At 71.5% G+C, this 23,253-nt stretch carries 20 protein-coding genes; 14 read left to right on the forward strand and 6 right to left on the reverse strand.

What is annotated here, in order from left to right:
• The first annotated feature begins 4 nt into the window (after nucleotides 1-4).
• A complete protein-coding gene (locus ACZ9QC_RS04225) occupies nucleotides 5-865 on the forward strand; it encodes a YhjD/YihY/BrkB family envelope integrity protein (RefSeq protein WP_472918882.1) in 861 nt (286 codons plus the stop codon).
• Between the two features lie 141 nt (nucleotides 866-1,006).
• Here the strand turns inward: ACZ9QC_RS04225 and ACZ9QC_RS04230 are convergent, their stop codons facing one another.
• Nucleotides 1,007-2,389 (reverse strand): DUF5685 family protein, encoded by a 1,383-nt coding sequence (locus tag ACZ9QC_RS04230; RefSeq protein ID WP_472918883.1) that lies wholly within the window; start codon nucleotides 2,387-2,389, stop codon nucleotides 1,007-1,009.
• 574 nt (nucleotides 2,390-2,963) lie between these two features.
• On the opposite strand from ACZ9QC_RS04230, the gene ACZ9QC_RS04235 reads away from it, so the two are divergent.
• Genes ACZ9QC_RS04235 through ACZ9QC_RS04255 form a run of 5 tightly spaced genes read left to right on the forward strand, consistent with a single transcriptional unit; the run spans nucleotide 2,964 to nucleotide 7,532 of the window.
• Entirely contained in the window at nucleotides 2,964-3,074 is a 111-nt protein-coding gene (locus tag ACZ9QC_RS04235; RefSeq protein WP_346138028.1) for a keywimysin-related RiPP, read from the forward strand.
• Nucleotides 3,075-3,100: 26 nt separating this feature from the next.
• Entirely contained in the window at nucleotides 3,101-4,951 is a 1,851-nt protein-coding gene (locus tag ACZ9QC_RS04240; protein ID WP_472918884.1) for a lasso peptide isopeptide bond-forming cyclase, read from the forward strand.
• A 36-nt stretch (nucleotides 4,952-4,987) separates the two neighbouring features.
• A complete protein-coding gene (locus tag ACZ9QC_RS04245) occupies nucleotides 4,988-5,242 on the forward strand; it encodes a lasso peptide biosynthesis PqqD family chaperone (protein ID WP_472918885.1) in 255 nt (84 codons plus the stop codon).
• The gene (locus ACZ9QC_RS04250) at nucleotides 5,239-5,676 is read left to right on the forward strand and encodes a lasso peptide biosynthesis B2 protein (protein WP_472918886.1); all 438 of its coding nucleotides are present in this window, start codon (nucleotides 5,239-5,241) and stop codon (nucleotides 5,674-5,676) included. The genes ACZ9QC_RS04245 and ACZ9QC_RS04250 overlap by 4 nt, the downstream gene beginning before the upstream one ends.
• Nucleotides 5,673-7,532: an ABC transporter ATP-binding protein gene (locus ACZ9QC_RS04255; protein WP_472918887.1), complete on the forward strand. Its 1,860-nt coding sequence runs from the start codon at nucleotides 5,673-5,675 to the stop codon at nucleotides 7,530-7,532. Before ACZ9QC_RS04250 ends, ACZ9QC_RS04255 begins: the two co-directional genes overlap by 4 nt.
• Nucleotides 7,533-7,639: 107 nt before the next feature.
• Here ACZ9QC_RS04255 and ACZ9QC_RS04260 read toward each other — a convergent pair whose 3' ends face one another.
• From ACZ9QC_RS04260 to ACZ9QC_RS04280, 5 genes are all read right to left on the reverse strand, one after another.
• Nucleotides 7,640-8,503: a 3-hydroxybutyryl-CoA dehydrogenase gene (locus ACZ9QC_RS04260; RefSeq protein ID WP_472918888.1), complete on the reverse strand. Its 864-nt coding sequence runs from the start codon at nucleotides 8,501-8,503 to the stop codon at nucleotides 7,640-7,642.
• Complete coding sequence (gene ccrA / locus ACZ9QC_RS04265) at nucleotides 8,500-9,888, reverse strand: crotonyl-CoA carboxylase/reductase (RefSeq protein ID WP_472918889.1); 1,389 nt, start codon at nucleotides 9,886-9,888, stop codon at nucleotides 8,500-8,502. The genes ACZ9QC_RS04260 and ccrA overlap by 4 nt, the downstream gene beginning before the upstream one ends.
• A gap of 234 nt (nucleotides 9,889-10,122) precedes the next feature.
• A complete protein-coding gene (locus ACZ9QC_RS04270; protein ID WP_472918890.1) occupies nucleotides 10,123-12,171 on the reverse strand; it encodes an AfsR/SARP family transcriptional regulator in 2,049 nt (682 codons plus the stop codon).
• 171 nt (nucleotides 12,172-12,342) lie between these two features.
• Nucleotides 12,343-13,023 carry a 4'-phosphopantetheinyl transferase family protein gene (locus tag ACZ9QC_RS04275; RefSeq protein WP_472918891.1) on the reverse strand — a complete coding sequence of 227 codons (681 nt, stop codon included), beginning with the start codon at nucleotides 13,021-13,023 and terminating at the stop codon, nucleotides 12,343-12,345.
• Nucleotides 13,020-13,841 (reverse strand): metallophosphoesterase family protein, encoded by an 822-nt coding sequence (locus ACZ9QC_RS04280; RefSeq protein WP_374117182.1) that lies wholly within the window; start codon nucleotides 13,839-13,841, stop codon nucleotides 13,020-13,022. Before ACZ9QC_RS04280 ends, ACZ9QC_RS04275 begins: the two co-directional genes overlap by 4 nt.
• 203 nt (nucleotides 13,842-14,044) lie before the next feature.
• Here ACZ9QC_RS04280 and ACZ9QC_RS04285 point away from each other — a divergent pair, with 203 nt between their 5' ends.
• The 8 genes from ACZ9QC_RS04285 to ACZ9QC_RS04320 all read left to right on the forward strand — a co-directional run bounded on the left by ACZ9QC_RS04285 (nucleotide 14,045) and on the right by ACZ9QC_RS04320 (nucleotide 23,243).
• Nucleotides 14,045-14,830 (forward strand): thioesterase II family protein, encoded by a 786-nt coding sequence (locus ACZ9QC_RS04285; protein ID WP_472918892.1) that lies wholly within the window; start codon nucleotides 14,045-14,047, stop codon nucleotides 14,828-14,830.
• Nucleotides 14,831-14,850: 20 nt separating this feature from the next.
• Complete coding sequence (locus ACZ9QC_RS04290; RefSeq protein ID WP_472918893.1) at nucleotides 14,851-15,213, forward strand: hypothetical protein; 363 nt, start codon at nucleotides 14,851-14,853, stop codon at nucleotides 15,211-15,213.
• Between the two features lie 143 nt (nucleotides 15,214-15,356).
• Nucleotides 15,357-16,025, forward strand: a complete 669-nt coding sequence (locus ACZ9QC_RS04295; RefSeq protein WP_472918894.1) for an O-methyltransferase — start codon at nucleotides 15,357-15,359, stop codon at nucleotides 16,023-16,025.
• 216 nt (nucleotides 16,026-16,241) lie between these two features.
• Nucleotides 16,242-17,495, forward strand: a complete 1,254-nt coding sequence (locus ACZ9QC_RS04300; protein WP_472918895.1) for a glycosyltransferase — start codon at nucleotides 16,242-16,244, stop codon at nucleotides 17,493-17,495.
• A gap of 118 nt (nucleotides 17,496-17,613) precedes the next feature.
• A complete protein-coding gene (locus ACZ9QC_RS04305; RefSeq protein WP_472918896.1) occupies nucleotides 17,614-19,116 on the forward strand; it encodes an NDP-hexose 2,3-dehydratase family protein in 1,503 nt (500 codons plus the stop codon).
• Entirely contained in the window at nucleotides 19,116-20,165 is a 1,050-nt protein-coding gene (locus ACZ9QC_RS04310; RefSeq protein ID WP_472918897.1) for a Gfo/Idh/MocA family protein, read from the forward strand. Before ACZ9QC_RS04305 ends, ACZ9QC_RS04310 begins: the two co-directional genes overlap by 1 nt.
• Complete coding sequence (locus ACZ9QC_RS04315) at nucleotides 20,165-20,908, forward strand: NAD-dependent epimerase/dehydratase family protein (protein WP_472918898.1); 744 nt, start codon at nucleotides 20,165-20,167, stop codon at nucleotides 20,906-20,908. Before ACZ9QC_RS04310 ends, ACZ9QC_RS04315 begins: the two co-directional genes overlap by 1 nt.
• A 382-nt stretch (nucleotides 20,909-21,290) precedes the next feature.
• A complete protein-coding gene (locus ACZ9QC_RS04320) occupies nucleotides 21,291-23,243 on the forward strand; it encodes a carbamoyltransferase family protein (RefSeq protein ID WP_472918899.1) in 1,953 nt (650 codons plus the stop codon).
• The last annotated feature ends 10 nt before the right edge of the window (nucleotides 23,244-23,253 follow it).

Raw genomic sequence — 23,253 nt, forward strand, 5'->3', positions numbered from 1 at the left:
GCACGTGACGGACCCCTCCGGCTCCGGCTCCGGCTCCGCGCGGGAGCCGCGGCCGCACCACCACCGACTGCGGTCCCGGTGGCACGACTCGGCCGCCGGACGGCTCTGGCGGCACGGCAGCGAACTGGAACTGCTGCACCGGGCCATGGGCTTCTCCGCGTTCGGCCTGGTGACGCTGGTTCCCCTGTTGATCGTCGTGGCGGCGGCGCTGCCCTTCCAGGAGCGGAGCTTCGCCCTGTGGGTGATCGACGCGATGAGCCTGTCCGGGCGCCCGGCCGACGTGGTGCTCGACCTGTTCGCCGCGCCGCGCAAGGTCCTGAGCGCGACCAGCCTGCTCAGTGGGCTGCTCGTCGCGCTGTTCGGCGTCAGCTTCGCCGCGAGTGTGCAGAACGGCTACGAGAGGATCTGGGAGGTGCCCGCCGGCCCTTGGCACCATGCGTGGCGCCGCGTCGTGTGGCTGGCCGCGCTCATGGGATATCTGTTGGCCGAGACGCGGAGCGGGGCGGTACTGCGGGACGGGCTGGCACAGTCGGCCGTACGCGTCGTCCTCGCCCTGTTGTTCGGGGTGCTGTTCTTCTGGTGGGGCCAGCACTTCCTGCTGGGCGAGCGGGTGCCGTGGGGCGCTCTGTTCCCGGGCGCGTTGGCCACGGTGGCGGGCCTGGGCGGCCTGCGCTGGTTCTCGGATCAGGTGTTCTCACCGCTGATCGTGAGCAACGCCGTCACCTACGGGGCGGTCGGCACCGTTCTGATCATCCAGTCCTGGCTCATCGGCGTCGGCTTCGTGGTGTTCGGCGGCGCGCTGCTGGGCCGCCATGTGCACGAGAGGCGGCGTCGGCACGGTCGACACGACGGTCTCTCTCGGTAACGGCCGGTGTTCGAAATAGGCGGGAGATGTGGGGAGTTCGGCGCATGCGGACGCTCCCAGGGCCGGGGCGCCGTTCGGTACTTCGAACGGCCCCGGACCCGGCTTCCTCCAGGTCCGGGGCTCGCCCGGGTCGTCGGCCGTTCAGTCGCAGCAGTCGCAGCAGCACTTGCACGGGTTGCAACAGCCGCCGCCACCGCCGCAGCCGTCACCCGAACCACCGCCGGAACCACCGGAGTCGCCGGAACCGCCGGAACCGCCGGAACCCCCTGAACCACCGGAGGATCCGCCCGAGTTGCCGCTGCCCGAACCTCCGAACCAGCCGTCACCCCCGGAGCTGTTCTGCCCCGAGCCGCCGCCGCGACTGCCCTCGCCGAACTGCCAGGGCTCTCCCTCGTCCGGGCCGCCGTCGTCGTCGTTGCAGGTGCAGCAGCTGAGGCACAGCCCGCACCGGCCGCACAGCTGCCGCCAGCGGCCACAGCGCCGGCACTCCCCTTCCCGTGGCCGGTCCGACGCCATCGCGACGCCCTCCGGAGCCGCGCCCACGAGCGCCCCGACGCCGCAGGCCGTGCCGGTGGTGGTCTCCGAGGGCGGCTCCGTCACCCTTCGGCTTCCCAGCCAGGGCAGCATGCGGGGGCCGCGCGCCTGGTGGCGACGCTGGTGGTGGCGGTGCCGGGGGTCGAAGACACGGTCGACGGCACGCCGCAACTCGTCGCCCAGAAGCGCCTGGGCCAACCGGCCGTCGACGAACTCGGCGTCGGACAGGGCGAGTCGGATCCCGTGGACCGCGTCGTCGCAGAGCCGGCGCACCTCGGCGCGGTCCGCGCCGGTGACGGCGATCGGGTTCCACGCGCCGGACGCCTCGTCGGCGTCGAGGTCCTCCACGGCGTCCAGCAGGTGTGCCAGACGACCGAACAGACGGCCGGCCTCCGCCAGCGGTTGGGCGTTGCCCGGGCGGTCGGCGAGCACCGCGGTGTGCGCGAAGGCGGCGGCGGTCGCCGTCTCCGTGGGCTCCGTGACCGTCAGCAGCGAGCCGCCGGGACCGGTCGACCGCTCGATCTCCGGCTGGCGTTCGACCGCGCCGAGCAGTACCGCGGTGTCGAAGCCGAGCCGTTCGCCGCCGGCGGCGCCCGCGCGGTCCCAGCCGTGGGCGATGCGGCGTGCCGCCAGCGTCACCGGGCGGCGCCCCAACAGGCCGTCGCCGTCGGCCACATGGTCACGTATCTTCGCCGCCGCGAGCACCAACGACACCGTGGCCGCCAGCCGCGCGCCCTCGCCCTGCGCCACGTCCGCCGACCGCATCCCGCGCAGCGGGCACGGACCGGCGCCCCGCCGCCGGTCGCCGGTGCGCTCCGACTGCGCCTCGGTCAGCACCGAGACGATCAGTCCGTCGTAGTTGGTGGCCACCCGCGCGAACTGCCCGTACTCTCCGCGCAGCGCCAGGCACAGCCCGCACAGATGCGCCATCCACTCGGTGCGCATGCCCTCGCCCAGGCGATGACGGCATGGCCTGATGATTCCGAACACCGAAGATCTCCCCCGTAGCCTCTGCCCCCGGCCACCGCCGGACGGACCGGACGTCACCGCAGGTGACGTGATGTGCGGCCGACATCCTAGAGGGTCGATTCGGAAGAATGTCCAGAGAGGCGAGAAGGGGGATGCCCAAGATCGTCAGGAACGATGCGTTCCCCCGGGAGGCCGCGGGGACGTGAGGAGGAGCCCGTCGAGCGCATGGAGTGCGCCCCGGCGGCGCCCCACCCGTGGCCGCCGCCGGACACACCTGGCAGGTGCGGTGAGCAATTGCCAGACGGCATGTCAAAACGTTCATTCGAGCATGTGGACACTCGGGCCGCACAGCAACAGTGCGCCGATGGCAACCCAAACGAGAGCGGGCGCACAACCCAGGGCATGCAAATTTTCCATACTGTCCGACCTTTGCAAGGGCTCTTGCCTTGACCCCACGCTCTGCAGCTACCTGGTGCTGCATCCGCTTCCCGGCCCGGGTTCCCGATGACCCCGTGCCGACCGACAGCACACGGGCTCAGCCCCCCGGGCCGTCGGTCAGGGAGGTGGCCGGCGATCCCGCATGTGAGGAGTGGTCATGAAGAAGGCTTATGAGGCGCCGACGCTCGTCCGACTCGGTACCTTCCGGAAGGAGACGGGGTTCCTGCAGCGCTCCGGCAACGACCGGCTGATCCTGAGCAAGAACTGACGACCGACGGTCCCTGACCCGACGTCATGACTGAACTGCACGAAAGTGCGGGGACGGGCCCCGGCGACGCGCACTTCGCGGTCTTCTCGGACCGTGCGGACGCGGCCGCCGCGGCCCGCTCCTTCGCCCGTCCTGGAAGCCGGACCCTCGCGCATGCGTCGGGCCGGCCCTGGCTGGTCGGCCACTGGCACGACGACGAGGTAGTCGCGGCGAGCGTCGGCGACGCCTCTCTCGCCGTCGTCGGCTGCTGCCCGATCGACGCCGACGAACTACGGCGCCGGGCCGCACACCTGCGCGATCTCGCGGAGCTCGACGCACTGGCCCGATCACTCTCCGGCAGTTTTCACCTCGTCGGCGCCCTCGACGGACGGATCAGGGTGCAGGGCACCGCCTCCGGACTGCGACTCGTCTTCCACGCGGAGATCGACGGCGTCCGCGTGGCCGCCACCCGCGCCGACACTCTGGCCGCCGTCCTGGGCCTGGACCCTGACGTGGAGGAACTGGCCGTCAGGCTGCTCTGGCCGGCCCCGTACCCGCTGTTCGAGACCTCGATGTGGCGTGCGGTCACCGCCGTTCCTCCGCAGGACGCCGTGGTCGTCGCCGCGGACGGCCGCACCGTACGGCACACCCGGTGGTGGACACCGCCGGAGCCGGTCCGGCCGCTCGGCGGAGCGGCGCCCCTGATCCGGACGGCACTGGAGGAGGCCGTCGGCGCGCGCACCCGTCAGGGCGGCCTGCTGAGCTGCGACCTCTCCGGGGGCCTGGACTCCACCTCCCTCTGTTTCCTGGCCGACCGCTCCCCCGCCCGCGTGGTGGCCAGTACCTGGCCGGGACGGGATCCGGCGGACACCGACCTGTCCTGGGCGAAGCGGGCGATGGGGCACCTGCCGGACGTCGAACACGTGGTCTGGGACGCCGACGCCTCGCCTCTGGTCTACGAGGACCTGCTCGACATCGACGACCTCCTCGACGAACCCACCATCGGCGTCATGGACCGCTCCCGGGTGCTGCACCACCTTCCCGGCCTCGCCGCACGCGGCAGCCGGTTGCACCTGACCGGCATCGGCGGCGACCACGTGGCGTGGTGCTCCGAGGCGTACTACCACCGGCTGCTGCGCACCCGTCCGCTGTTCGCACTGCGTCAGTTGCGCGGGTTCCGGGCGCTGTGGCAATGGCCGGCCGGCGGCACACTGCGCGCTCTCGCCGACTCCCGGCCGTACGGGAAGTGGCTCGCCGACGCCGCCGGTGGCCTACGTGGCCCGCTCCCCCCGTCCGTCGCGACGGGTCTCGGCTGGGGCATGGCCCCGCGCCTGTTCGACTGGGTGACCCCAGAGGCCGAGCGGATGGCCCGCCGGGCCCTGCTCGATGCCGCGGCGACGGCCTCCCCGCTGCATCCGGACCGTGGACTGCACACCGACCTGGAACAGATCCGCTCGTGCACCCGCGTCATCCGGCAGTGGGACCGGATGGCGGCTCGAGCCGGCCTGCCGATGGCCTCCCCCTTCCTCGACGACCGCGTCATCGAGGCGTTTCTCGCCGTACGCCCCGGCGAGCGCGTCACGCCCTGGCGCTACAAGCCCGTCCTGAGCGCCGCGATGCGCGGAATCGTGCCCGAGGAGTGCCTGCGACGCAGCAACAAGGCCACGGCCTCCATGGACGCCTCCAACGGACTGCGGGAACACCGCGCCGACCTGCTGGCCCTGTGGGAGGACTCACGGCTGGCGGAGCTGGGCCTGGTGAACGGCGCCGAGCTGCGCCGCCTCGCCCGGCGGCCCGCCTCCCCCGGGCTCTCCGACGCCATCCTCTACTCCACGATCGCCGCGGAGGTGTGGCTGCGCGGCCTCACCCACGGCCGCACCGGTGTTCCGCACCCCTGACCGCACCCATGTCAAACACGTCAGAAAGGTCCTCACATGCCCCTGCGGTTCGGCGACAACGTCTCCACGGCCGAGACCGACTACGGCACCGTACTGTTGGATGAACAGGCCGGTGCCTATTGGGAGTTGAACCCGACGGCCACCTTGGTGGTGCGGACCCTCCTGGACGGCGGCGAGGAGGCGGACGCGGCCGCCGCCCTGGTCCAGGAGTTCGACATCGATCAGGCGCAAGCCCTGCGGGACGTCGAGACGCTCGTACGGGAGCTGCGCGGCTCGGGGCTCGCCTCATGACCACCCCCAGCGCGCTGGAGCGGCCCACCGGTGTGCCCCTGACCCGACGCCTGACCGCCCGCCTCGTCCTGCTCCCCGCCGTCGCCCTCGCCCTGCTGCCGCCCCGCCACATCCGCACCGTGCTCGGCATCCTGCGGCGCGGCTCCACGCCGGCGACCACCGCGCAGGCACAGAACGCACGCGACGCCATGTGCGCCGTCAGCCTGCGCTGTGCCGGGCCGAAGGGGTGCCTGCCGCGCTCCCTGGGAGCGGCACTGCTGTGCCGGCTCGGCGGAACATGGGCGACCTGGTGCACCGGCGTACGGGTCACCCCGCCCTTCACCGCACACGCCTGGATCGAGGCCGAGGGCCGACCCGTCGGCGAGGGGGTCCCGGAGGGCTATTTCGCTCGGCTGGTGGCCGTCGGGCCGGTGCCACGGCCTACTGACCCATGACCGGCGCGACGGCGTCGCACGACAGCCGGGCCGCGGTCACCGATGCCGAAGCCGCGCCCGAACCCGGCAGGTCCACCCTGGCGGCGGTGGCCACGATGTACCGGCTCACCGCCGGGCACCGGAGCGCCGTCGCCGTCGCCAGTGTGCTGACCCTCGTGGGCTCCGCCCTGGGGCTGGCCCAGCCGCTCGTCGCCAAGCAGGTCGTGGACGCGAGCGGCCGCGGACAGCTCATCTGGCCGCTGCTGGTACTCCTGGGCACGCTGTTCGCCGTCGAGGCGGCGGTGGGGGCAGCAGGACGCTTCCTTCTGGAACGGATGGGCGAAGGCGTCGTGCGGCAACTCCGGCACGGGCTGGTGGGCCGGCTGCTCCGGCTGGAGATGAGGGAGTACCACCGCCATCGGGGCGGCGACCTCACCTCCCGGGTGACGGCCGACACCACCTTGCTGCGGGAGGTCGTCTCGCAGGCCCTGGTCGATCTCGTGACGGGAAGCCTGGTCGCCGCCGGGGCGATCGCCCTCATGGCGTGGCTGGACCCTCTGCTGCTGCTCCTGGTCGCCGTCACCGTGGCAGCGGCGGCCGTGGTGGTCGCCTCGCTGCTCACCGGCATCAGGAAGGCGTCCGAACACATGCAGGGCTCGGTCGGCGCCGTCGCCGCCGACATGGAACGCGTCCTGAGCGCCATGCCGATGGTGCGCGTGCACCGCGCGGAGGAGCGCGAAGCGGCCGGCATCGGCGCCCGTGTGGACGCGGCCTACGGCGCGGGAGTGCGCACCGCGAAGCTCGCCTCCGTGATGAGCTCCGCCGTCGAACTCGCCGTCCAGGGATCCTTCCTCATCGTCCTGGTCGTCGGCGGCCTGCGCGTGGGCGGTCAGGCGGGCTCCCTCGGTGACCTCGTCGCGTTCCTGCTGTACGCCTCCTACCTTGTCCTGCCGCTGTCCTCCGTCTTCCGCGCCATGGGCCTCGTCCAACGCGGGATGGGCGCCTACCAGCGCATCGACGAGGTACTCCGCCTCCCGGTGGAGCCCACGGCATCCCAGAACCCGAAGGGCCCGGCGCCCGCACCGCGGCCGACCGGGCCGTCCGGCACCCGCGAACACCCCGTCCTCGCCCTGCGCGACGTCCACTTCGGCTACGACCCGGAGCGCCCGGTCCTGCGCGGCGTCTCGTTCGCCGTCCCGCAGCGCCGGCACGTGGCCCTGGTGGGCCGGTCCGGCGCCGGCAAGAGCACGGTGTTCGCACTGGCCGCGAGGTTCTACGAGCCGGATGCGGGCACTTTGCTCTTCGACGGGCGACCGGCGACCGAACTCACCCGTGGCGCCTGCCGCCAAGGCATCGCCGTGGTCGACCAGAACACCCATGTCGTCCACGGCACCCTGCGCGACAACATCACCTACGCCGTACCCGACGCCACGGAAGCGGAGATCCGTCGCGTCGTCGAACTGGCCCGACTGGAAGAGGTCGTCGAGCGGCTGCCCGGGGGCCTTGCCGCCGTCATCGGTGAACGCGGCGGCACCCTCTCCGGCGGAGAACGTCAACGCGTCGCCCTCGCCCGCGCGTTGCTGGCCGCCCCCGCGCTGCTCCTCCTGGACGAGCCCACCTCCCACCTCGACGCGATCAACGAATCGGCGCTCACCACCGTCATGAAGGACATCGCCCAGGAGTGCGCCCTGCTGGTCATCGCCCACCGTCTGTCCACCGTGCAGCACGCCGACCACATCGTGGTGCTCCAGGACGGCCGCACAGCCGCCGCCGGACGTCACGAGGAACTGCTGGTCAGCAGTGCCCTCTATCGCGAGCTCGCCGCGAGCCAGATGCTCCGGGCGGGCGGGGATGCGGGATCGGCGAGCGCGTGCTGACGGACGGTCGAAGAGTTCCCTCCCCCTCGCATGTCGCGGCACGGACGGGGAAGCCGCCGAGACGGACACCGGCCCGTGGACGGCGCCCGCCTCCTCCGCGCTGTCGGTCAAGGGGTGTGGTCGTAGAGCCCCCTGCCCGTCTTGCGGCCCAGCATGCCGGCCTCGACCAGGCGCCGCAGGAGCGGTGGCGGGGCGTACTGGGGCTCGCGGAACTCCTCGTGGAGGGCCTCCGCGATGGAGGTGACCACGTCGAGCCCAATCAGGTCGGCGAGCCGCAGCGGGCCCATCGGGTGGGAGCACCCCAGCATCATGGCGTCGTCCACCGTCTCCGCCGACGCGTGGCCCGCCTCCACCATGCGTACCGCGGCCAGGAGGTACGGAATGAGCAGGGCGTTGACCGTGAAGCCGGCGCGGTCCGGGGACCGGATGACGCGCTTGCCGAGCGTGTCCCTCACGAATTCCTCGGCCCGTACCGCGGTCTTCTCCCGGGTGAGGAGCGTGGGGACCAGCTCGACCAGCGGCAGGGCGGGCACCGGGTTGAAGAAGTGGACCCCCAGCACCCGGCCACCGTCGGCGGTGGCCCGGGCCAGTCTGAGGACCGAGAGGGAGGAGGTGTTGGAGGCGAGGATGGTCTCGGGGTCCTGGAGCACCTGGTCCAGCCTGGCGAACAGGTCGCGCTTGGCCTGCTCGTCCTCGCTGATCGACTCGATGACCAACTGCCGGTCGGCCAGATCCACCAGGTCACTGGTGTACGACAACCGGGCCAGGGCGTTCTCGTGGTCCCGGTCGGTGATCCGGCCCTTGCCCAGCGCCCGGTCGAGCGAGCCGGTGAGCCGCGCCCTGCCCCTGGCGAGAGACGCGGGCGAGGACGCCGCGACCACGACGTCGACTCCGGCGAGGGCGCAGACGTGGGCGATGCCCGAGCCCATGACGCCGCAGCCCACGACTGCGACCTTCTGGATGGCGTTCATCGCCCGGTCCCCCCTCGTCCGGCGACGACCGGCTCCGGCACGGGGGTCGCCGGAGCGGCGTCGCGCAGCAGGTTCAGCCGCTCCTCGCCCACGCGGTCCCGCAGGGCCTGGTCGGTCACCCCGAGACCGGGCCGGGGCGCAAGACACAGGACGCCGACCTTGCCGGTGTGCCGGTTGGTCTGGACGAGCCGGGCGGCCTCCGCCACCTCGGCGAGCGGGTGGACGGCGGAGAGCACCGGTACGAGGTGTCCGAGGCGGAACAGCCGGTTGCACTCGGCCTGTTCCTGGAGGTTCGCGGCGTGGCTGCCCACGATCCGTTTGAGGTGCATCCACAAGTACCGGTTGTCGAAGCGGTGTTGATAGCCGGTGCTGGATCCGCAGGTGACCACGGTGCCGCCGCGGCGGACGACGAAGACCGAGATGGCGAACGTGGCCCTGCCTATGTAGTCGAACACGACGTGCGGGTCCTCGCCGGTCTCGGCGCGGATGATCCTGCCGAGGCGTTTGCCGGCCTCTATGCTCGCGTCCGGGTCGTCGGCGAGATCGCCGTCCAGGCCGATGTCGGCGCGGTTGATGACGACGTCGCAGCCGAGCGCCCGCGCCCGTCGACTTTTCTCCTCCGTGCTGACGACCCCGACGGCGATGCCTCCGGCGTTCTTCACCAACTGGACGGCGTAGGCGCCGAGTCCGCCGGTGGCGCCCCAGATCAGCACGATGTCGCCCTGTTTGATCCGGGCGCCCCGGTCGCTGACGAGCATCCGGTAGGAGGTGGCCGCGCACAGCATCGTCGAGGCGGCTTCCTCCCAGGTGAGGTGGGCCGGCTTGGGGAGCAGTTGGCTGGCCCGCACCACCGCGTAGTGGGCCAGTCCGCCGAAGTTCGTCTCGAAACCCCAGATGCGCTGCTCGGCACCGAGCATGCCGTCGGCGTGGGTGGCGGGTTCCTGGTCGTCCACCTGGACGCAGCTGACGACGACGTGCTCGCCCACCTGCCAGCGCCGTACCCCGGCACCCGTCCGGACGATGACCCCGGCGGCGTCCGATCCGACGACGTGCTGGGGCAGGTCGTGCCTGGCGGCGGATCCGCCCTGGCGGCCCAGTCTGCGCAGGAAGGTGAAGGTCGGCACGGGTTCGAAGGTCGCCGACCAGACGGTGTTGTAGTTGATGGAGCTGGCCATCACGGCGATCAGCACTTCGTCCACGGCCAGTTCGGGCATGGGTACGGGACCGACCCGGAGGGTGCGGCGTACGTCCCGGTCGGCGGCGTCGCCGAACACGTCCACGTCCTCGGCGCGCAGATGCGCGGCGGTGTACTCGGTGGGCAGGGGTTCCTTCGCCAGCCGGTCGGGGGGCGCGCCGGCAAGCACCGCTTCGGTCAAGGGGTCCATGGGGGCTCCTCAATTGTCGTCACTGGGCGGTCCGCGGGCGGGCGCGGACGGCCCGAGGGGGGCGGCAGCGCGGAGGGGGCGGCTGCGGGAGGTTGTGGGAGGGGGACGGCGAAGGGCTGGGGAGGGGGGAGGACGGCGAAAGACCGGGGAGGGGGACGGCGAGGGGCTGGGGAGAGGGGACGGCGGCGGTGTGTGGGAGGACGGGCCGGGCGGCGGTCCGCGGGCGCCCGGGGTTCACCCGGACGCGGCCCGGGCCGCCAGGACCGGGGGCAGCCGTACCCGTAGTTCGCCGACCAGCCGGCGGCCGACCAGGTCGACGCCGGTCCGCTCCGCCTCGGCGAGGGCCTCGACGAGTCCGGCGCGGTCGTCGTCCGTCCAGTTCACGGTCGGCGGGCGCAGTATGTACGTGCCTTCCGGTTCCCCCGTCCGGCCCGGGCGAACGCTCCGGAGGAGGGTGTGCAGATACCACCGGAGCAGGCAGCGCAGTGTCTCCACCCGGTGCTCCGGACCCTCCTCGGCGTCGGCGCGTTCACGGGCGTACGCGCGCACCAGGGCGTCGAGGTGGTAGCGGAAGTGGTCGTGCTCGCGCAGCAGGTGTGCGTCGACCAGCACGTCGAGCACGTCCTCGGCGTTCTCCTGGGAGCAGCCCAGCAGCACCGCCGCGGTCTCGCCGCGGACGTACGGCATGTTGCCCGCGCCGAGTCTGCGGAACGCCGCCGCGAGATCGATGCCGTGCACGGACCGGCCGCGCAGGGCGGCGTATCCCGCGTCGAGTCCGGTGCGGACCGACAGGTCGCCGATGTGCAGCTCGTCGAGCAGGCGCCGCTGTTCGAGCAGGCGGTGGGCCAGGGCTCCGAGGCTGCGGCGGGGCCGTGAGCGCAGCCGGGTGCCGACGATGCGCAGGGCCAGCGGCACACCGGCGCACGCTTCGACGAGCCGGTGTGCGGCGGCGCGTTCGGCGGCCATGCGGGAACGGCCGACGAATCGTTCCAGCAGTTGCAGCGAGGCTTCCTCGTCGAGCGCGTCCAGGGTGACGTCGTGGACCCCTTCGAGGTCAGCGAGCCGGTGGCGGCTGGTGACGATCACCCGGCTACCGCCGCTGCCGGGGATGAGGGGGCGGACCTGGGCGGTGCTCACGGCGTCGTCGAGCACGATGAGCATGCGGCGGTCGGCGACCAGGGACCGGAAGAGGGAGGCGCGGTTGACCATCGTTCTCGGCACCGCGACATCGGGCACCCCGAGGCCGACGAGTAACCGGGTGAGGACCTCGGCGGGTTGCGCGGGGTTCCCCGTGCTGCCCTCCAGGTCCGCGTAGACCTGTCCGTCGGCGAAGTCACCGCGGACGGAGTGGGCCGCGTGCAGTGCCAGCGCGGTCTTGCCGATGCCGGCGGCACCGTTGATCACGACCGCGGTGGCCGGGCCCGCGGCGGGCGCCTTGCCGCGCAGCAGCTGTCCCAGCGCGGCGGTCTCCCGGCCCCGGGCAGTGAAGTCCGTGACGCCCTGGGGCAGTTGGGCGGGAGTCGGCCAGCCGGGCCAGGGTCGGCCGGTGCCGCCGTGTGCCTCGGGGCGCTCCTCGAAGGCGCCCCGTTGCCGCGGCGGCTCGTCCTCGGCGCACAGGATGCGCCGCTGGACGGCCCGTAGTTCGGAGCCGGGCTCGGTGCCGAGCTGGTCGATGAGCGCGGCGCGGGTCCGCTGGAACAGGTCGAGGGCCTCCGGCTGCTGGCCCGAGCGGAACAGCGCCAGCATGAGACGGCCGATGAGCCCCTCGTGGAGCGGGTGTTCCCGCACCATCTGCCACAGCTCGGGCAGGATCTCGGCATGGCGTTGCAGTTCGAGGTCGAGGTCCACGCACCAGATGCGGGTCTGCAGATGGAGCCGCTGCAGATGAGAGACCTCCATGTCCTGAAGGGTGCGCGAGGGTACGTCCATCAGCGGGTCGTGCCGCCACAGGGCGAGCGCTTTGCGGAGTTCCTCGGCGGCTTCCGCGGTGCGGCCCGCCTGGACGAGGGCGTCGGCGGTCTTCCGGTGGGCGGTGAACCGTCCGAGGTCGGTCTCGTCCTCCTCCAGTTCGATCAGATAGCCGGGCGCTCGGGTGGTGATCCGCGCCCTCCCGGCCATGCCCAGGACCTGACGCAACCTCATGACATAGGTGCGGATCGTGGCGACGGCGCTGGGCGGCGGGGTGCCGTCCCAGACAAAGCTCGCGATGTTGTCCACCGGGACCACTCGGTTCGCGTTGAGCACGAGGGCGGCGAGAATCACCCGCTGCCTCGCGGCGGGCACTCTCAACTCGTTCCCGCCCGACCGGATGACCAGGGGACCTAGCAACAAGAACTCCATAACTGCCTCACCCCTACGAAAACATGATGCGATTCCGTCGATCGCGAGGTCCCCCGTGGCACGCTGGGCGCGCACCACGCGACGCGACAGTGGGTGGAACCCTTTCCGCAGCCGTCACCCGTGTACGGCTGGCCGAGCGGGCAGGACGATCGCGGTGACGGACAGGCCGTCCCGCACCAGCCAGCGGCCGGAGAGTTCCGTGAGCATGCGTGGACCGGGCACCAGCAGCCGGGCGTCGAAGACACCCGACGCGTGTCCCGGGCCGACTTCCCGGGGACGGAAATCGACGACGGCCTCGTCGAAGTCCAGTTCGCGGCCCGTGAGTGGGTACCAGACCTTGAAGACGGCTTCCTTGGCGCCGAACAGCAGCCGGTCCCACCACACTTCGGCACCACTGCCCTGCCCTGCGATCCAGGAGCGTTCCTCGGGCCGGGCCACGACGTCGAGGACCCCCTCCGGCAGGGGCTGGTGGGGCTCGGCGTCGATCCCCAGGGCGAGGGCGTCGGACGCCCGGGCGAGGGCGGCGGCACGGTAGCCGGCGCAGTGCGTCATGCTTCCGACCAGCCCGTCCGGCCACCGCGGCGCCCCGCGGTGGCCGGGGACGACGGGGGCCGGTTCCATGCCGAGTTGGGTGAAGGCCCTGCGGGCGCAGGCCCGTACGGTGGTGTACTCGCGGCGGCGTTTGTCGACGGCGTCGCCGAGTGCCGCTTCCTCCTCGGGGAACAGGCGGGTGTCGGGCAGGTCCTCCCGGGCCCAGGCGGAGGCCACCGTGGCGGGCAGCAACTGGTCGATCACGCGGTCACCGCCGGAAGGATCTGGCGCAGGACGCCTCGGGGCATGCCGCGTTGCCGGTGCTCGCGGGGGTAGCCGACCGAGACCTCCTCGAAGCGGACTCCGTCGTGCCAGGTGGTGCGGGGGATGTGCAGATGGCCGTAGACCACGACCTTGGCGTCGAACCGCACATGCCACTTGGCGGTCTGTTCGGTTCCGCACCACTGGGCGAACTCCGGGTGGTACAGGACCCTTGTCGGATCCCGTACCAGGGGAAAGTGGTTGACCAGTACGGTCGGCAGCTCGGGGTCGCGCTCGGCGAGCCGGCGCTCGGTCTCCACCAGCCGGGCGTGGCACCACGCCTCGCGGCTCGGGTAGGGGTCGGGGTGCAGGAGCATCTCGTCGGTGCACACCACACCGGCCTCGTACGCCTGGGCGAGCGCCTGCTCCTTGGTCGCGGCGGTGGGAGTGCGGAAGCTGTAGTCGTAGAGGACGAAGAGGGGTGCGACGGTGACGGGGCCGCCCGGTCCGTCCCACACGGGATAGGGGTCCTCCGGGGTGAGGACGCCGAGCCCGCGGCAGATGTCCACGAGGTGGCGGTAGCGTTCCTCCCCGCGTAACTGGACAGGGTCGCTGGGAGGGGTCCAGAGTTCGTGATTCCCCGGCGCCCAGATAACAGTGTCGAATCGTTCTCGCAGCAGGGTCAGCGCCCACGTGAAGTCCTCGGTAATCTCACCGACGTCGCCGGCCACGATGAGCCAGTCGTCGTCGGACTGGGGACGCATGCCGGCCACGATGTGCCGGTTCTCCGGATAGGCCACATGAAGATCACTTGTTGCCATGAGCCTGCCTGATACCCGTCCGGAAGATCTCATGCAGCACTTTCTACCGGCTGCTGCCCGCGCCGAGGCAGCGGATCTGGGGTGGCTGGGAGGATCTCTGGGGGTTCTAGGGGGTGGCTAGGGGTGGCCGCCACCGATTCGGGCTGCCTAACCTCCGTTACGTTGCCGCCAGGCACATGACCTACCAGGGCGAAGGACGGACGATGGATCGAAGCGCCGAGGAACCGGACCTGTGGCTCCGGTGCTTCGTGGCCGCCCCCCGGGCCCGGACACGACTCGTCTGTTTCCCGCACGCCGGCGGATCGGCGAGTGCCTACCACGCCATGGCGAACGCGCTGCCGCCCACGGCGGAGGTGCTGGCCGTGCAGTACCCGGGCCGTCAGGACCGGCGGTCCGAGAAGTGCGTCGACAACGTTCCGGAGCTGGTCGACCGGCTGGTGGCGGTCCTGACCGCATCGACCGACGACCGTCCGCTGGCGCTGTTCGGGCACAGCATGGGCGCCACCCTCGCCTACGAGGTGGCGCGCCGACTGGAGCGGGAGGGCGGGGCGAACAGCCCGGTCACCGTGTTTCTCTCCGGGCGCCGGGCGCCGCGCTTCGAACGCAGTGAGTACATCCACCAGCGCGACGACCAGGGAATTCTGCGGGAGTTGGAGCTGCTGGGCGGATCTGGCGCCGTGGCACTGGCCGACCCGGAGATCCTCCAGATGGTCATGCCCGCCATACGCGGCGACTATCGCGCGGCGGAGACCTACGTCCATGTGCCGGGACCGCCACTGCGCTGCCCGGTGGTGGCGCTGACGGGGGACGCCGACCCGCGTGCGGCCGTGGCGGAGGTCGAGGCGTGGCGCGAGTACACGGAGGGGCCGTTCGACACGCAGGTGTTCAAGGGCGGTCACTTCTTTCTCAATGATCACCCGGACGCGGTGCACGGCACCGTCCGCGATCGCCTGAGCTCGCTCCCGGTCTTCGGCGCGGGCACTCATTAGGCAGACTCGGAGGAAGCTCGATGCCCCCAGCCGCCCTCAGTGAACTGCTCCGCACCGTCGACCGGCTGGCGCACTGCGTCGGCTCACTGCGGTCCTCCGGATTCGGCGAGCCTCCCGCGCTCACCAGGCTGGCCGACGATGTGGAACGGCTGCGCGTCCGTGTCCGCGCACTCGTCGGTGAACCGGCCGACGCCGTGTCGACCCGCCCGCCGGCCGGAGAAGCCGACGCTGTCTCGGTCCGCCCGCCGGCCGGAGAACGAGCCACCATTCCCGTGTCCGACATTCCCTACGACGCCAGGCTGTGGCACGGCGCCGACGACGAGGGCGTGGGCGGCCACGGCCGCCAGGTTTCCCCCACCCCCGGGCCCGCCGCCGGGCTCTGACCGCGCGGAACGACGCCGAGGCGGGTCCGTACCCCCGAGCACGCACGGCTCGTCGTCCGGCGCTCCCCCACCGCCTGGCGTGCCGCTCCCCCACCGCCTGGCGTGCCGCTCACACCGACTCCCACCGGGACGGAGATCCCCCCATGGCTGAGCAGCTCGGCATGACGCCACAGCTTCTCGAGTACGTCAGGCAGACCTCGCTGCGCGAGGACGACATCCTGCTGGAACTGCGCGAAGCGACCGCCGGGCTGCCCGGCGGCGTCGCCCTTCAAGTACCTGCGGAGGAAGGGCAGTTGCTCGCGCTGCTGGTCCGGCTCACCCGGGCGGCCGCCGTCCTGGAGATCGGCACCTTCACCGGCTACAGCACCCTGTGCATGGCCCGCGCCCTGCCGGCCGACGGGCGACTGGTGACGTGCGACATCACCGATCGCTGGCCCTCGATCGGCGCGGAGTTCTGGAAGCGGGCCGGGGTGGACGGTCTGATCGACCTCCGGGTGGGCGACGCGGCGGAGACCCTGGAGAAGCTGCTCGCCGACGAGGGCCCGGGCGTCTTCGACCTGGCGTTCATCGACGCGGACAAGGCGAACTACCCGCGCTACTACGAGCTGTCCCTGGAACTGCTCGCACCCGGTGGCCTCGTCGTCGTGGACAACACGCTCTTCTTCGGCCGGGTCACCGATCCGCAGTTCACGGACGCCGACACCGCGGGCATCCGTGAACTCAACGCCCGCCTGCGCGCGGACGAGCGGGTGGACCTGAGCATGCTCACCATGGCCGACGGCATCACGCTCGCCCGGCGCAAGGACGCCTGAGGGCCACGAGATGCCTGGTGTGTCGTGGTTGCCGGCTTCCGCTGTCCGGCGATATTCGGACGCTATCCGTCCCGCCTAGGCTCGGCCCGGCCGGGACTGCTCGATGGCCGGCGAGCTGTCAGCTCATCGACGGGCGAGGACCACTGGCAGCAGCGGTACCTGACGCCGACCCCGGCCTGACGCCCGTCCGGCGGAGTGACGGACTCGAGGAGAACGATGCGGATCGTCCTGCTGACCATTGGTTCGCGCGGTGACGTGCAGCCGTTCGTGGTGCTCGGTGCCGAGCTGAAGGCTCGCGGGCACGAGGTGGTGCTGGCAGCCGGGGCGGAGTTCAGGAGCTTGGCCGACCGGACCGGTCTCGGCTTCCGGGCTCTCGAAGCGCTGCCCGCCGGCTACGCCGAGTCGGTGCTGCGCGATCCGAAGGTGCGGGCCGCCTTGCGGCGTGGGCCGTCGATGTACCGGATGGCCATGGCGGCGCCACGGCTGACCGGTGCCCAGCAGCAGGCTCTGATCGACGAGATGGTGGCCGCCGGCGAGGGCGCGGACATGGTCGTCAACACCACGCTGACCCGGATCGGCGCGCTGGCCCGGCCGGACGTGCCGTGGTGTTCGGTCGCGTCCTGGCCGGTGACCGAGACGGCCGCGTGGCCCGCGCTGGGCGCGCCGGAGCTGTCACTGGGCGGCGGTTACAACCGGTTCACCCACCGGGCCATGGGCGCGCTGGAGTGGCTGGTGTACCGGCCCAGCGTGAACCGCGGCCGGACCGCCGTCGGGCTGCCGCGACTCGGGCTCCGCTCGCCCTTCCGTGACGACGGGATCACCCGGCCGCTGCTGTACCAGTTCAGCCCGCACGTGGTCGCGCCGCCCGCAGACTGGCCGGAGCACTGTCACCTCACCGGGTACTGGTCGGACAACACGCGTTGGGACAATCCGGCGGAGGTGACCGAGTTCGTCGAAGGCGGCGATCCACCGCTGGTGGCCACCTTCGGCAGCGCCTGGGCGGTGGACGGTCCCGGCCTGCTCGCGGCGAGCGGGGCGGCAGCGGCGGCGACCGGACACCGGCTGGTGGTCGTCGGCGGCCCGGACGGCCCGCTGCCCGCCGGCGTCGAGGCGATCCGGACCGAAAGCGCCGACTTCGTCTGGCTGCTGCCCCGCGCCGCCGCCGTACTGCACCACGGCGGCCAGGGCACCACCGCGGCCGTGGTGTCCGCCGGCGTGCCACAGGTCGTCGTACCTTGCTATGCGGACCAGCCGGTGTGGGCGAGCCGGATGGCCGCGCTGGGCGTCGCACCGCCGCCGGTGCCGTTCTCCCGGTTGACCGGCGACCGGCTGGCCGCCGCCGTGCGCACCGCCCTCGACGATCCGGCGATCGCCACTCGGGTGGCGGCGCTGGCGGCGGCGGTACGCACTGATCGAGGCGTGGCCGCCGCCGCGGACGTCATCGAGAAGCACGCCGTCACCCGGCGCTGACGGCTTCCGGTGGCAGTCCTTCCCCAGCCGTAACTGGAGGAACCTTGACCGCTCTCCTGGCTTCGGCAGGGGGATCCGACCCTCGCGAGTCGCGCTTTCCGCTTACGAAGGAGTCCGAATGACCGCGTCCCCGGTCACCCCCGGTGGTCTTCTTCGGACCCGCGACCCGTCGGCGGCGCTGCGTGTCGTCCGATCGGCACTGTCCACCCAGGGCACCGTGACGGCCACACCGGACTTCCGGTCCTGGTTCGCCGAACGGCTGGCCGTGGCCAGGACCACCACGGTCGCCGGTATCGACTTCGCCGACCTGGTCGGCTGGCGTTTCACCGACGACACCGGCAACCTGGTGCACGACAGCGGAAAGTTCTTCGCCATCGAGGGCCTGTCGGTGGCCGCCGCTCACGGCCCGGTGGCGAGCTGGTCGCAGCCGATCATCAATCAGCCGGAGACCGGCGTGCTGGGCATCCTGGTCAAGGAGTTCGACGGGGTGCTGCACTGCCTGATGCAGGCCAAGATGGAGCCGGGCAACTGCAACGTGGTGCAACTGTCCCCGACCGTGCAGGCCACGCAGAGCAACTACACCGCGGTACACCGCGGCCGCCGGGTGCCCTATGTGGACATGTTCCTGTCCGCGCCACCGCAGTCGGTGCTCGCCGACGTGCTGCAGTCCGAGCAAGGCTCGTGGTTCTACCGCAAACGCAACCGCAACATCGTCGTGGAGACCACCGCGGACGTCGAGGTGCTGCCCGGCTTCTGCTGGCTGTCACTGGGCCAGGTGCACGCGCTGCTCGCCGAGGACCACCTGGTCAACATGAACACGCGCACGGTGCTGTCCTGCCTGTCCTTCTCCGGACCGAACCTCGTGGGCGAGCTGGGCTGTGGCGCGTCCGGGTTCCGGGCGGCCCTCGTGCGGTCGCTCGGAACGGAGTGGGGCGCACTCCACACCGACGGCGAGATCCTGAGCTGGATCACCGACCTGCGGTCCCGCCGCGAGGTCGAGGCCACCCCGATCCCGCTGTGCGAGGTGCGCGGCTGGCGCCGGCAGCCCGACCGGATCACTCACGACAGGGGCGTCTTCTTCGACGTGCGCGCGGTCGCGGTGGACGGCGGGGACCGCGAGATCGACAGCTGGACGCAGCCGGTCGTCGCCCCGCACGGGCTCGGCGTCGTGGCGTTCCTGGTCGCCCGGTTCGCCGGGGTGTTGCACATACTGGTCGGCGTCCAGGCGGAGCCGGGGCTCCTGGACTTCGTCGAGCTGGCGCCGACGGTGCAGTGCACACCGGACAGCTACGAGCACCTGCCGACCGAGGCCAGACCACCCTTCCTGGACGACGTGCTGGCCGCGCCGGCCGACCGGATCCGGTTCGACACCGAGCTCTCCGAGGAGGGAGGCCGGTTCTTCCACGCCCGCACCCGGCACATGATCGTCGAGGTCGACCCGGTGGTGGCGTACGGTGCCGGCCCGGCCCGGCACCGGTGGATGACCATGGCCCAGATCGTCGGGTTGATAGGGCACAGCCACTACGTGAACGTGCAGGCCCGCAGTCTGGTGGCGTGCCTGCACAGCCTCGTGGCTCGCCTCGACGACGACAGTCCGGTCGCGCAGGGTGGGGGTGCCTGATGGTCCGGCCTCTCGCGGAACCCGCCCCCGGAGCGGACTTCGACCCGGCGGCGACGGTGCGGATCGGTGTGCTGGGGGCGGCATCCATCGCGTGGCGGCGCATGCTGCCTGCTCTGGCCGGTACGGCCGGGGTGTCGGTCGCGGCCATCGCGAGCCGGGATCGGTCCAGGGCCGCGGCGTTCACCGAGCGGTTCGGTGGCGAGCCGGTCGAAGGGTACGCGGCGCTGTTGGAGCGCGCCGACATCGACGCCGTCTACGTCCCGCTGCCGAACTCCCTCCATCACGAGTGGGCTGCGGCCGCGCTCGCGGCCGGAAAGCACGTCCTGGCGGAGAAACCGCTGACGACGTGCGCAGCCGACACCGCTGATCTGGTGCGCCTGGCCGAAGTGAACAACCTCGTGCTGCGGGAGAACTTCACGTTCCTGCACCACCCGGTGCACGCCGTCGTGCGGAACCTGGTGACCGCCGGTCGAATCGGCGAGCCTCGGCACTTCACCAGCTCGTTCTGCTTCCCGCCGCTTCCCGCCGCCGACGTGCGTTACCGGCCCGAACTGGGCGGCGGGGCGTTGCTGGACGTCGGTGTCTACCCGATCCGGGCGGCACAAATGTTGTTCGGCAACGAGATCGAGGTCGCCGGCGCGGTGCTGCACATGGATCCGGTGACCGGAGTCGACGTGTCCGGCAGCGTGCTGCTCACGACCGGCGACGTGATCGTGACGGCCGAGTTCGGCTTCCGGCACAGCTACGGTTCCCGCTACCGGCTGTGGGGCTCGTCCGCCCAGCTGCTGCTGGAGCGCGCGTTCACCCCACCCGCGACCCACCAGCCTGTGCTGCGCATCGATGAACAGGACCATGCCGAGGAGATCGTGACGCCGGCCGCCGACCAGTTCGCCCGATCGGCTGCTGCTTTCACCGCCGAGGTCCGAGCCCGCCGAGCCGGCGTGCCGAACTCGGCAGCGGCGTCCAACGCCGACACCCTGTGCACCGCCGAACTCCTTGACGCCATCAGGGCATCCGCCCGCGTCGTCACCGTGTCCGGAGGACACTGATGCTCGTCATAGGCCGGGGCTTCATCGCAAGCCACCTCAGCACGATCGCCGACCGGCACCCGCACGCCGTGGTGGTGGCTGCCGGTGTGTCCAGCGTACGGGTGACCGATCAGGCGGAGTTCGCCAGGGAGCGGGCGCTCATGGCCGAGGTGACGCAGCGCTGCCTGCGAGAGAACCTGACCGTGGTGGTGCTGTCGACCGCGTCGCACGCCATGTACGGCTCGACCGACCACATCGTGGAGGAACGGGAACCCGTCTCGCCGAGTTCGCCCTACGGGCGACACAAACTCGGGCTGGAGCGGCAGGTGGCGGACTCGGGCGCGAACTGGCTCGTGCTGCGGCTGGCGCACGTCGTCGGCGCACGACAGCGGCCGCACCAACTGCTGCCCGCGTTCGTCGAGCAGGTGCGCTCGGGAACCGTCCGACTGTACCGGGACACCTACCGAGATCTGGTCGACGTGCGCGATGTCGTGTCCATCGTGGACGGTCTGCTGGCGGCCGGCGTGCACGGCGAGGTGGTGCACGTCGCCTCTGGCACACCGGTTCCGGTGGCCGCGATCGCCGCCGGGGTGCGGGCTCGGATGGGCCTGCCGGCCCGGCTCGAGGTCGTCGACGCCCCGCCGGTACGTACGACGGTCTCCACCGCCCGGTTGCGGGCCCTGCTGCCGACCGCCGTCCTGCCGGGCGGCGCCGGTCACCTCGATCGGCTGCTCGACCGGTACGTGGCCGACTACGCCGGCTGAGCTCGCCCCCAGGCGGTGATTCCCGCCAGCCGGAAGTCGATGGATTCGATCGCATCGGTGCCGCCTTCATGGCCACCCTGCCGGCCACGGACGCCACCGGGAGCCCTGGGCCTGCGGTATCAACTTCCGCTTCCGTACAACGAATTGTCGTCCTGACCGGGCGCGTCCGGTCCAGCCGTCGGCGATATTCATCCGCTATCCGTCCCGCCTAGGCTGCTGACGAACTCTCAGGGCCCGCGTCCACTCGGTGTCGTGGTCCGGCAGGGGCCGCCGCCTGACGGCAGGCGGTTTGTCACGTCAACGACTCATTGGGGTGGTCACGATGTTGGTGCTCGGGTTGAGCGGAAACTTCTCCGCGCGGGACTCGGATCTCGTCCCCCTCATGCCGGACCAGTTGTTCCACGACTCGGCTGCGTGTCTGGTGCGGGACGGCGAGGTGATCGCCGCTGTCGAGGAGGAACGGTTCAACCGGATCAAGAAGACCACCAAGTTCCCGGTCAACGCGATCCGCGCGTGCCTGGATGTGGCGGGGGTGACGGTCGACCAGCTCGACGGCGTGGCGTACTACTTCCCTGAGGACTTCGTCGACACCACGCTCAACTTCTTCTACACCGTCCACCCGAAGGTGCCCACGGTGTACTGCCGCCAGCTGATCAAGCAGTGGTTCGCCGAGGAGTTCGACTGGGATCTCGACGACGACAAGCTCGTCTTCACCCCGCACCACGACGCGCACGCGATAGCGGCGGTGGCCCGGTCCGGGATACCGGAGTCGCTGGTGCTGGTCCTGGACGGCCGCGGCGAGGAGAACTCCGGCACCGTCTACCGGTCGGGCGGGGGACAGTTGGAGAAGCTGGCCGACTACCCGGTCTTCAAGTCACTGGGCATGCTCTACCTCAACGCCACCCAGCTACTCGGCTACGGCTTCGGCGACGAGTACAAGGTGATGGGCCTCGCACCCTACGGCGACCCGGCGACCTTCCGCGACGCCGTCAGCTCGCTGTACCTGCTGGGCGACAAGGGCGACTACAACCTGCTGCCGAACATGACGGTGCCCGACCTGGTCGGCCCGTCGATGCTCGCGCGGGGCATCACGCCGCGCCGCAAGGGCGAGCCGTTCACCCAGCAGCACAAGGACTTCGCCGCCGCGACCCAGGAGGCGCTGGAGAAGATCGTGCTGCACGTGCTGACGCACTGGGCCGAGTCGACCGGCCTGTCCCGGCTGTGTTTCGGCGGCGGCGTGGCCCACAATTCCACCCTGAACGGCAACATCCTGCGCTCCGGGCTGTTCCGCGAGGTGTTCGTGCACCCGGCGTCGCACGACGCCGGCGCGAGCGAGGGTGCCGCTTTCCTCGCGGCCGACCAGCTGGGCGGTGCGGCCCGGCCGGTCCGCCGGTCCCGCACCGCGAGCTCGGGCCCCGCGCTGGGCACCGAGGCGGAGGTCCGCGACCGCCTGGGCGAGTGGGGTGCGGTGCTCGACTTCGAGCGGCACGAGGACATCGTGCCGGTCGCGGCCGGACTGCTGGCCGACGGTGCGGTCCTGGGCTGGGCGCAAGGACGTTCGGAGTTCGGCCCGCGGGCGCTGGGCAACCGGAGCATCATCGCGGACGCCCGGCCGGCGGAGAACCAGACCAGGATCAACGCGATGGTGAAGCAGCGGGAGAGCTACCGGCCGTTCGCGCCCGTGGTCACCGCCGAGGCCGCCGCCGACTACTTCGACCTGCCCGCCACCGAGGCGAACTACGACTTCATGTCCTACGTGGTTCCCGTCCGCGAGGAGCGCCGGCCGGAACTGGGCGCGGTCACCCACATCGACGGCACCGCGCGAGTGCAGGTCGTCGACCCGGTCGCGAACGAACGGTTCCACCGGCTCGTCGCGGCCTTCGGCGAGCGCACCGGGACACCGGTGCTGCTCAACACGTCCTTCAACAACAACGCAGAGCCGATCGTGCAGACCATCGACGACGTGGTGACGTGCTTCCTGACCACCGATCTGGACTACCTGGTGGTCGAGGACTTCCTGGTGAGCCGGCGTTCGGCGGACCCATCGGCCGACCTGGACGCACTCGTTCCCCGGTTGCGGCCGGTGACCAGGCTGGCGCGCCGACTCGGCACCGGGGCCGCCGCAGCCGGTCCCGCCTGGCACGAGATCTCCCTGGACTACGCCGGAGCTCCGGTGACCAAGGTGTCGGAGCAGCTGTTCACGCTGCTCAGCGTCGTGGACGGCGTCCGCACCGTCGGCGAGCTGGCGAAGGAGGCCGGTGTCGTCCCCGACGAGGTGCGTGCCGAGCTGTACGAAATCTGGCAGCAGCGGTATCTGACGCTGACCCCGGCCTGACGCCCGGCCG

Source organism: Streptomyces sp. HUAS MS02 (assembly GCF_055702265.1).

Excerpts from the sequence above, each read along its gene's own strand:
- ACZ9QC_RS04235 (WP_346138028.1), top strand. The coding sequence starts at position 2,964 with ATGAAGAAGGCTTATGAGGCGCCGACGCTCGTCCGACTCGGTACCTTC.
- ACZ9QC_RS04240 (WP_472918884.1), top strand. The coding sequence starts at position 3,101 with ATGACTGAACTGCACGAAAGTGCGGGGACGGGCCCCGGCGACGCGCAC.
- ACZ9QC_RS04245 (WP_472918885.1), top strand. The coding sequence starts at position 4,988 with ATGCCCCTGCGGTTCGGCGACAACGTCTCCACGGCCGAGACCGACTAC.
- ACZ9QC_RS04250 (WP_472918886.1), top strand. The coding sequence starts at position 5,239 with ATGACCACCCCCAGCGCGCTGGAGCGGCCCACCGGTGTGCCCCTGACC.
- ACZ9QC_RS04255 (WP_472918887.1), top strand. The coding sequence starts at position 5,673 with ATGACCGGCGCGACGGCGTCGCACGACAGCCGGGCCGCGGTCACCGAT.
- ACZ9QC_RS04260 (WP_472918888.1), bottom strand. The coding sequence starts at position 8,503 with ATGAACGCCATCCAGAAGGTCGCAGTCGTGGGCTGCGGCGTCATGGGC.
- ccrA (WP_472918889.1), bottom strand. The coding sequence starts at position 9,888 with ATGGACCCCTTGACCGAAGCGGTGCTTGCCGGCGCGCCCCCCGACCGG.
- ACZ9QC_RS04280 (WP_374117182.1), bottom strand. The coding sequence starts at position 13,841 with ATGGCAACAAGTGATCTTCATGTGGCCTATCCGGAGAACCGGCACATC.
- ACZ9QC_RS04285 (WP_472918892.1), top strand. The coding sequence starts at position 14,045 with ATGGATCGAAGCGCCGAGGAACCGGACCTGTGGCTCCGGTGCTTCGTG.
- ACZ9QC_RS04290 (WP_472918893.1), top strand. The coding sequence starts at position 14,851 with ATGCCCCCAGCCGCCCTCAGTGAACTGCTCCGCACCGTCGACCGGCTG.
- ACZ9QC_RS04295 (WP_472918894.1), top strand. The coding sequence starts at position 15,357 with ATGGCTGAGCAGCTCGGCATGACGCCACAGCTTCTCGAGTACGTCAGG.
- ACZ9QC_RS04300 (WP_472918895.1), top strand. The coding sequence starts at position 16,242 with ATGCGGATCGTCCTGCTGACCATTGGTTCGCGCGGTGACGTGCAGCCG.
- ACZ9QC_RS04305 (WP_472918896.1), top strand. The coding sequence starts at position 17,614 with ATGACCGCGTCCCCGGTCACCCCCGGTGGTCTTCTTCGGACCCGCGAC.
- ACZ9QC_RS04310 (WP_472918897.1), top strand. The coding sequence starts at position 19,116 with ATGGTCCGGCCTCTCGCGGAACCCGCCCCCGGAGCGGACTTCGACCCG.
- ACZ9QC_RS04315 (WP_472918898.1), top strand. The coding sequence starts at position 20,165 with ATGCTCGTCATAGGCCGGGGCTTCATCGCAAGCCACCTCAGCACGATC.
- ACZ9QC_RS04320 (WP_472918899.1), top strand. The coding sequence starts at position 21,291 with ATGCCGGACCAGTTGTTCCACGACTCGGCTGCGTGTCTGGTGCGGGAC.